The sequence below is a fragment of the Nonomuraea sp. NPDC049784 genome (assembly GCF_040659615.1).
Lineage (GTDB): Bacteria > Actinomycetota > Actinomycetes > Streptosporangiales > Streptosporangiaceae > Nonomuraea.
On record NZ_JBFAMX010000540.1, the window covers coordinates 1 to 7010 of the forward strand.

Annotated in this window: 11 protein-coding genes; 4 read left to right on the top strand and 7 right to left on the bottom strand. The window is 70.3% G+C overall.

What is annotated here, in order from left to right:
• Both AB0J09_RS51045 and AB0J09_RS51050 read left to right on the top strand, forming a co-directional pair.
• Positions 1-638 (top strand): branched-chain amino acid ABC transporter permease (locus AB0J09_RS51045; RefSeq protein ID WP_360708723.1); only part of this gene is annotated, 638 nt, incomplete at its 5' end.
• A 111-nt stretch (positions 639-749) separates the two neighbouring features.
• Entirely contained in the window at positions 750-1124 is a 375-nt protein-coding gene (locus AB0J09_RS51050) for a VOC family protein (RefSeq protein WP_360708726.1), read from the top strand.
• Positions 1125-1196: 72 nt separating this feature from the next.
• Here AB0J09_RS51050 and AB0J09_RS51055 read toward each other — a convergent pair whose 3' ends face one another.
• On the bottom strand, positions 1197-1724 hold the full coding sequence (locus tag AB0J09_RS51055; protein ID WP_360708729.1) for a DUF1062 domain-containing protein: 528 nt from the start codon (positions 1722-1724) through the stop codon (positions 1197-1199).
• Positions 1725-2148: 424 nt separating this feature from the next.
• Here AB0J09_RS51055 and AB0J09_RS51060 point away from each other — a divergent pair, with 424 nt between their 5' ends.
• Entirely contained in the window at positions 2149-2619 is a 471-nt protein-coding gene (locus tag AB0J09_RS51060; RefSeq protein WP_360708732.1) for a molybdopterin-dependent oxidoreductase, read from the top strand.
• Here AB0J09_RS51060 and AB0J09_RS51065 read toward each other — a convergent pair.
• From AB0J09_RS51065 to AB0J09_RS51090, 6 genes are all read right to left on the bottom strand, one after another.
• A complete protein-coding gene (locus AB0J09_RS51065) occupies positions 2608-2856 on the bottom strand; it encodes a hypothetical protein (RefSeq protein ID WP_360708735.1) in 249 nt (82 codons plus the stop codon). The genes AB0J09_RS51060 and AB0J09_RS51065 overlap by 12 nt on opposite strands.
• The gene (locus AB0J09_RS51070; RefSeq protein ID WP_360708738.1) at positions 2853-3884 is read right to left on the bottom strand and encodes an ABC transporter ATP-binding protein; all 1032 of its coding nucleotides are present in this window, start codon (positions 3882-3884) and stop codon (positions 2853-2855) included. The genes AB0J09_RS51065 and AB0J09_RS51070 overlap by 4 nt, the downstream gene beginning before the upstream one ends.
• Positions 3881-4642 carry an ABC transporter permease gene (locus tag AB0J09_RS51075; RefSeq protein ID WP_360708753.1) on the bottom strand — a complete coding sequence of 254 codons (762 nt, stop codon included), beginning with the start codon at positions 4640-4642 and terminating at the stop codon, positions 3881-3883. The genes AB0J09_RS51070 and AB0J09_RS51075 overlap by 4 nt, the downstream gene beginning before the upstream one ends.
• 95 nt (positions 4643-4737) lie before the next feature.
• Complete coding sequence (gene modA, locus AB0J09_RS51080) at positions 4738-5541, bottom strand: molybdate ABC transporter substrate-binding protein (protein ID WP_360708741.1); 804 nt, start codon at positions 5539-5541, stop codon at positions 4738-4740.
• Positions 5542-5551: 10 nt separating this feature from the next.
• The gene (locus tag AB0J09_RS51085; protein ID WP_360708744.1) at positions 5552-5965 is read right to left on the bottom strand and encodes a helix-turn-helix transcriptional regulator; all 414 of its coding nucleotides are present in this window, start codon (positions 5963-5965) and stop codon (positions 5552-5554) included.
• 212 nt (positions 5966-6177) lie between these two features.
• Positions 6178-6354: a hypothetical protein gene (locus tag AB0J09_RS51090; RefSeq protein ID WP_360708747.1), complete on the bottom strand. Its 177-nt coding sequence runs from the start codon at positions 6352-6354 to the stop codon at positions 6178-6180.
• A gap of 211 nt (positions 6355-6565) precedes the next feature.
• On the opposite strand from AB0J09_RS51090, the gene AB0J09_RS51095 reads away from it, so the two are divergent.
• Complete coding sequence (locus AB0J09_RS51095) at positions 6566-6826, top strand: hypothetical protein (protein ID WP_360708750.1); 261 nt, start codon at positions 6566-6568, stop codon at positions 6824-6826.
• Positions 6827-7010: the final 184 nt, after the last annotated feature.

A 7010-nucleotide genomic window follows, 5' to 3' on the forward strand; every position in this document is an offset into this window, starting at 1 on the left:
GCCCGCAAGCAGCTGGCCAGGGCGCTCGGGAGCACGGCCATCACTTCGAAGAAACGCGGGTGGCTCCGATCCCGCAGTTCGCGGCCGGGTCGTTCGAGGCGGGCTCCGCGGCCGCGTACGCGTACATGACCTGGGCGGGGCTGGCGCTGGTGATGCTGGTGACGCGCAACGTCATCCACTCCCGGCCGGGCCGCGCCCTGCGCGCGCTGGCCACCAGCGAGACCGCCGCCGCGTCCTCGGGGATCCCCGTCGGGCGGTACAAGCTGGTGGTGTTCGCACTGTCGGCGGCGTTCGCGGGGCTCGCGGGCGGGATCTACTGCTTCTACACCGGGTACGTGGCGCCGGGGTCCTTCCCGGTGCTCATCTCGATCCAGTACATCGTGATGGCCGTCGTCGGAGGGCTGGGCACGATCTGGGGCGCCGTGGTCGGGGCGACCGCGATCACGCTGCTCGTGCAGGGGCTGAACAGCCTGGCCGCGCTGCCGGGCATGCCGTCGTACGCGCCCAGCGTGCTGTCGTACGCCGTGTACGCGCTCGTGCTCATCCTGGTCGTGCTCTTCCTGCCGCACGGCCTGCTGCCCGCCCTTTCGGGCCGCCTGTCGCGGAAGCGGGACACGCCGCCGGTGGAGACCCGCTGACCTTCATACGCCGCCGGGGATCAACGTGTCGAACCAGTTGCCCACTGCGTCGCGGTCCTGGGCCGTTCAAGAATTGGCTGCGTACGGTTGGTGCCCTGTAGGGTGCCGATCATGGCTTGTCGTATTTCCGAGCTGGTGATCGATTGCCGGGATCCGCAACGGCTGGCGGCGTTCTGGTGCGAGGTGCTGGACTTCATCGTGCTCGACACCGAGGACGACGGCGCGGTGGAGATCGGACCACGGGAAGGGTTCGGCGGATTGCAGCCGACTCTGGTCTTCAGCCCCACTACCGAGCCCAAGGCGGGCAACCTGCGGCTGCACTTCGACGTCAACGCCACCGACCGCGATCAGGACGCCGAGCTCGAACGCCTCCTGAAGCTCGGGGCGCGCCCGGCCGACATCGGCCAGACCGGCGAGGAGCCCTGGCACGTCCTGGCCGACCCGGAAGGCAACGAATTCTGCCTCCTGCGAGCCCGCCTGAGCTGAGCATCGGCCCGCACCGGGCGACGGTTTGGGCCGGCTCTTCGGCCGCCGTGGGCTCCGGCCCACGGCGGCGGCTCATAGCAGGACGAACGAGAAGTCCCTGTGAGTTCTGCGGTTCAGCGGAATGCCGATCTTGACGCGGCGAGCGATCTCCCCGCGGCTGATGCCCAGCCCCTGGGCGATGAGCCGTTCGGGGCGAAGGGGCACGGGGTCGTCGAAGACGACCGAAACCTGGACGGGCCAAGGACTTTCAGGAGGGGACGGGGCGAGCAGTTCCCAGCAGGAGTCCCACTCCAGAGCGAACCGGTTGCGCCGGGCGATCAGCGGGTCGAGAAGGACGCGGGCGACGAGGGCAGAGGAGTTGCCGGAGTAGCCCTCCAGAAGGATCGGATCCAGGTACCGGACCGGGACGCGATCGTGGACGGTGATTTTGCTGGTGCGGTCGCAGGAAACGCAGGCGACCAGGAGCCAGACGTCGAGGAGTTTGCCGTTGGCGTTGACGCGGAACTTCCCGTCGCCGGTGCCGGCGAGGCCGGAACGGCAGTCGACGCAGCGGAGCGCGATCAGGGGCAGGCGCGTGCGCCGAACGGTCCAGGGCAGCACGATATGAGGACGCGTAGACATGATCTCTCTGAAGACCTGACGGAAGGCATGGGGAAAAGAGCCGACGGCGACGTCGGCGACCGATGCACGGGGAAGGTGTCAGGTCTAAAGAGCAGGCGGCGTCACGCGGGGTGAAGTCCTCTCGTGGGTGGGTCGCGAAGAAGATCCAGTTGCAAGGTAGGGCAGGACGGGTCGGCGAGGCCACCCATTTTTGTCCTGGTACCGAGCGCCGAGGGGCGGGGCCGGCGAGCTGACCGCCACCGAGCCCCGAGGTTTCCTGGGGGCATGACCCTCATTCGCCACGCTCTTAATCCTCTATCCATCGCATTTGCGACAGGTAAGGGGACATGGGCCTGCAAATGAGTGCGCCCCTCTCGTAGTGTGGGCATGCGGAAATCAGGCGGTCTATGGCGAGGAGGGGCCGGTGCAGCCCAAGTCGATCGATCTTCGTACGGATGGCCTGATGACGCTCTCAGGGGAGGTGCGCACGCCGGCCACGCTGAGCGTGGCCACGCTGCGGTCGATGCCGCAGCGGGAGACGACGGTGAGCTTCGAATGCCGCACCTCCGGGCTGCGGCGCCACCACTTCACCGGGCCGCTGCTCGTCGACGTCCTCCAGGCCGCCGGGCCGCTGTTCGATCAGGACGAGCGCAAGGACCGGCTGCGCTTCCTCATCTCAGTGCTGGGACGCGACGGCCACCGCGCGGTGCTCTCGTGGGGCGAGATCGACCCCGAGTTCGGCAACACCGCGGCACTGCTTGCCGTCACCATGGACTGCCTGGATCTCGATGAGCAGGGCCCGCACCTGGTGATGCCCGGGGACCGTTGCGGCGGCCGGCACATCAGCCAGGTCGTGGAGATCAAGTTCTGCGCCTACGACCGGCTATGGGGATGAGCAGCCGCAGGTGCCGGGTTCACCGGCCCAGTGCAGGGCGATGTACGGCTCGTGCTGACCGTGGTAGCAGACCCGCTCGCGGGTGACGCGGTAGTCGGCACTCAGCTCGGGCTCCTCGGGTGACCGACGCGGGACGGGAATGGCCAGGATGCCGATGTCCTGGTCGATGTGGGTGAGCAGGCCATGGCACGGCCCGCCGAGGCAGATGGCGTTGTGCCTCGCCGCTCGGGAGGTCATGCCGGGTACGCGTGGGTCTCGGTCGCCTTGACCGACGCCCAGATCGTCTGGCCGGGGGTCAGGTCGAGGTCGGCGAGGGCTGCGGGGGTGATGTCGGCGAAGGCGGAGATGGGGCCGTCGAGGTGGACGCGTACGTTGTCGCCGTGCCGTTCGATGCCCTCGATGCGGGCCTGCCACAGGTTGCGTGGGCTGCCGTCGGGGCGAGAGCGGTAAAGGGCGACGGCGGCGGGCGGAAAGGCGACGAACGCGGGCCCTTCCAGGTGTTCGGAGGTGCTGAACAGGAGTTCGCCGATCTTGACCCGCGCCCCGTCGGCCCGGCCGCGATACAGGTTGAGGCCAACGAGGCGGGCGACGTAGTCGGTGCGCGGATGGCGGGCCACCTCGGCCGGGGTGCCCTCCTGGACGATGGCGCCGTGCTCGATGACGATCAGCCGGTCGGCCAGCACCATGGCGTCCAGCGGGTCATGGGTGACCAGCACGGTGGCGCCGTCGAAGTCGGACAGGTGGCGGCGCAGCTGGGAGCGCACTTCCAGCCGGGTGTGCGCGTCCAGCGCGGCCAGCGGCTCGTCGAGCAGCAGCAGGCGGGGCCGTACGGCCAGGGCGCGGGCGAGCGCGACGCGCTGGGCCTGGCCGCCGGACAGCTGCCGGGGCTTGGCGCCGGCGCGGTCCGCGAGGCCGACACGCTCCAGCAGGGCGGCGGCGACACGGCGGGCCTCGGCCTTGGACACGCCCTGACAGCGCGGCCCGAAGGCCACGTTGTCGAGGGCGGACAGGTGAGGGAAGAGCAGGTATTCCTGGAAGACCATGCCGATCGGGCGGCTCTCCGCGGGCAGGGTGTGCAACGACCGGCCGTCCAGGCTGATCTCGCCCTCCGTCAGGGCGGTGAGCCCGGCCAGGGCTCGCAGGGCCGTGGTCTTGCCCGCGCCGTTGGGGCCGAGCAGGGCCACCACCTCGCCCGGGGCGACCTCCAGGGCGATGTCGAGGGTGAAGGCGGGCCGGGTGACGGCCAGGCGGGCGTGCAGCGTCATGGCGAGTTCACCCACCGATCACGCAGGCTGGCCAGGATGATCACCGAGACGGCCAGCAGGACCAGGCTGAGTACGATGGCCGCCTCCGGCTCGGTCTCCAGCGCCAGGTAGACGGCCAGCGGCATCGTACGGGTCGTGCCGGGGAAGTTCCCGGCGAACGTGATCGTGGCCCCGAACTCGCCCAGCGCCCGCGCCCAGCACAGCACCGCCCCGGCCACCACACCCGGCATGATCAGCGGCAGCGTGACCCGGCGGAAGACCGTCCAGCGCGAGGCGCCCAGCGTGGCGGCGGCCTCCTCGAAGCGCTGGTCGGCGCCGCGCAACGCCCCCTCCACGCTGATCACCAGGAACGGCATCGCCACGAACGCCTCCGCGATGACGACGCCGGCCGTGGTGAAGGGCAGCGTGATCCCGAACGTGGCCTCCAGCCACTGCCCGACCAGCCCGCGCCGCCCCAGCACCAGCAGCAACGCCACGCCGCCCACCACCGGCGGCAGCACCAGCGGCACGGTGACCAGAGCCCGGACCACCCGGCGCCCGGGAAACGAGACCCTGGCCAGCAGCCAGGCCAGCGGCACGCCGAGTAGCAGGCACACGGCTGTGGCGACAGTGGCGCACACCAACGACAGCCGCAACGCCTCCAGCACATGCGGCTCGGCCAGCCGCTGGATCAGCGTGGACCAGGGCGCGCGGATCAGCAGCCCGGCCAGGGGCAACACCAGGAACACCAGGCCGACCACGGCGGGCAGCACCAGCATCCACGGCAACCGGCCGGAAACCCGACGGGACGAGTCCCCGGTGGACCCGCCCGGCGGGTCCACCCTGTCAACGCGCTCGGAAGTGGCCATTCCGCTCAGGGCGCCTCGAACCCGGCCTTGATCAGCACGTCCTTGCCCTGCTGCGACAGCACCAGGTCGGCGAACTGCTTGGCCAGATCGCCGGCAGGGGCCTTGGAGAGAGTGGCGATCGGGTAGTCATTGATCGCCTTGTCCGCCTCGGGGAAGGCGATGCCCTGCACCTTGCCCGCCGAGGCGATCACGTCGGTCTTGTAGACCAGCGCCGCGTCCACCTCGCCCAGCTCCACCTTGGTGAGGGTGGCCTTGACGTCCTGCTCCAACGTGACCGGCTTGACCGTCAGCCCGGCCGCGTCCAGCGCCTTGACCGCCGCCGCACCACACGGAACCTGCTCGGCGCACAGCGCGACCTTCACCTTGGGATCGGCCAGGTCCTTCAGCTCGTCCACCTTGGCCGGGTTGTCCTTCGGCACGGCGATCTGCAGCTTGTTGCGCACGAAGGTCGTCGGCGCACCGGCCAGCGAGGCGTCCGTGACGGTCTTCATGGTGGCCGGGCTGGCCGCGGCGAACACGTCGGCCGGTGCCCCCTGGGTGATCTGCTGGGCCAGCGTGGCGCTGGAGCCGAAGTTGAACTTCACCGTCGTACCCGGATGGGCGGCTTCGAAGGTCTTGCCGAGCTCGGTGAACGTGCCGGTCAGCGACGCCGCCGCGAACACCGTCACCTCCTTGGCCCCACCGGCGGCGGACGCCGAGGCAGAGGTCGCGGATGTGGCCGGTTCGCCGGAGCCGCAACCGGACAGCCCGGCGATCGCGAGCGCGACGGGCAGGGCGATCGCCCATCGGGAAAGACGCCTGAACACCAAGGGGGGCTCCTCACAAGCTACTGGCCACGCGCTCGTGGCCGGGAATCTCGACGACGACGTTGGTGGACTTGATCACGGCGACCGCCACCACCCCCACCTCCAGACCGAGCTCGTCGGCGGCCTGGCGGCTCATCAGCGACACCACCCGAAACGGCCCGGCGGCGATCTCCACCTGCGCCATCACCGCGTCCCTGATCACCTCGGTCACGATCCCGCGAAAGCGGTTACGCGCCGAGGAGCGGCCACCATCGTCGACCGTCTCGATCTGGGAGCGGGCGAAGGCGGCCAGGTCGGCGCCGTTCACCCGCCGATGGCCGTGCTCGTCCCGCTCGGCCACCAGCCGGCCCGCATCCACCCACCGGCGGACGGTGTCGGAGCTGACCCCGAGCAACGCGGCGGCCTCGCTGATCCGAAACGTCGTCACAAGCCTCACCTTACCCTTCGCACATTCCAGCCTGAATACCCGACTGTCACTGCAACAGCGGCATGATCTACGGCTCTGCCATGGCATTCACGAGATCGGAGAGCACCTCATGAGCACCTCACACCGCGCCGGTCAAAGGTACGCGGCCTGACCGCCCGCCCACACACGATGACGCCCCCGGCACGGCGGGCCGGGGGCGCAATGCGTTTCCGTCAGGCAGTCACCGAGCGGTGTCGAGAAGCCGGGGATCGGATGAGCGCGGCCAGGAGGTCGGCGGCCGGGGTCAGCACGGCGGTCGTCGGGGCCGGAGCGGTGGGGGCATGGCCGCCTGGCAGCTGGCCGAGCGCGGGCTGGAGGTGCATGCCTTCGACCACTGGGGCGTCCCGCACCACCGCGGGGCCGCCGGTTCGCGGTCATCAGCATGGCGGACCCAGACCTGCCGCCGCTGGTTCTCCGGGCCGAGCACCTCCATCTACGGCTTTCCCAGCCTGGACGGCGCCACGGTCAAGATCGGCGTGAAGACCCGCCCGCACCCGGAGGTGGCCGACCCGGCGCGACCGGATCCCCACCTCACCGCCGACCACATGGCGGAGGGCCGCGATGTCGTCGCGCGCTGGGTTGCCCCGGCTCAACCCGCGTCCTGTGCAGACCTCGGTGCACGTGGAGTCGTACACGGAGGATGGCCGGCCCGTCGTCGGGCTGCTCCCGGGCGCCGCGCACGTCGCGGTCGCCGTCGGATTCTCCGGCGGAGGATTCAAGTACGCACCGGCGGTCGGCGAGGCCCTGGGCGACCTCCTTGTCGACGGCGTCACCCAGGCGAGCATCCGGCAGTTCGCCCCGGGCCGCTCCGCGACGGTGTGAGCAGATCTCTCATCACGTGGCGGGTCCCTCTAGGGCCTGCGCTGCGGATCAGGACTGGGACGCCGCGGTGAGCTTCGCGAAATCGGGGGCTTGAACTCCTCCCCGGCCTGAAGGCCGGAGATTCTCCCGTCGCGCCGCGGTTAAGCGGCGCGCGGGGGTTGACGCTTCGCAGACCGGGCAGCCC

What these genes read in the sequence shown, in the direction of transcription:
- AB0J09_RS51050 (WP_360708726.1), top strand. Translation starts at nt 750, where the DNA reads ATGGCTTGTCGTATTTCCGAGCTGGTGATCGATTGCCGGGATCCGCAA.
- AB0J09_RS51065 (WP_360708735.1), bottom strand. Translation starts at nt 2,856, where the DNA reads ATGACCTCCCGAGCGGCGAGGCACAACGCCATCTGCCTCGGCGGGCCG.
- AB0J09_RS51070 (WP_360708738.1), bottom strand. Translation starts at nt 3,884, where the DNA reads ATGACGCTGCACGCCCGCCTGGCCGTCACCCGGCCCGCCTTCACCCTC.
- AB0J09_RS51075 (WP_360708753.1), bottom strand. Translation starts at nt 4,642, where the DNA reads ATGCTGGTGCTGCCCGCCGTGGTCGGCCTGGTGTTCCTGGTGTTGCCC.
- AB0J09_RS51095 (WP_360708750.1), top strand. Translation starts at nt 6,566, where the DNA reads ATGTCGTCGCGCGCTGGGTTGCCCCGGCTCAACCCGCGTCCTGTGCAG.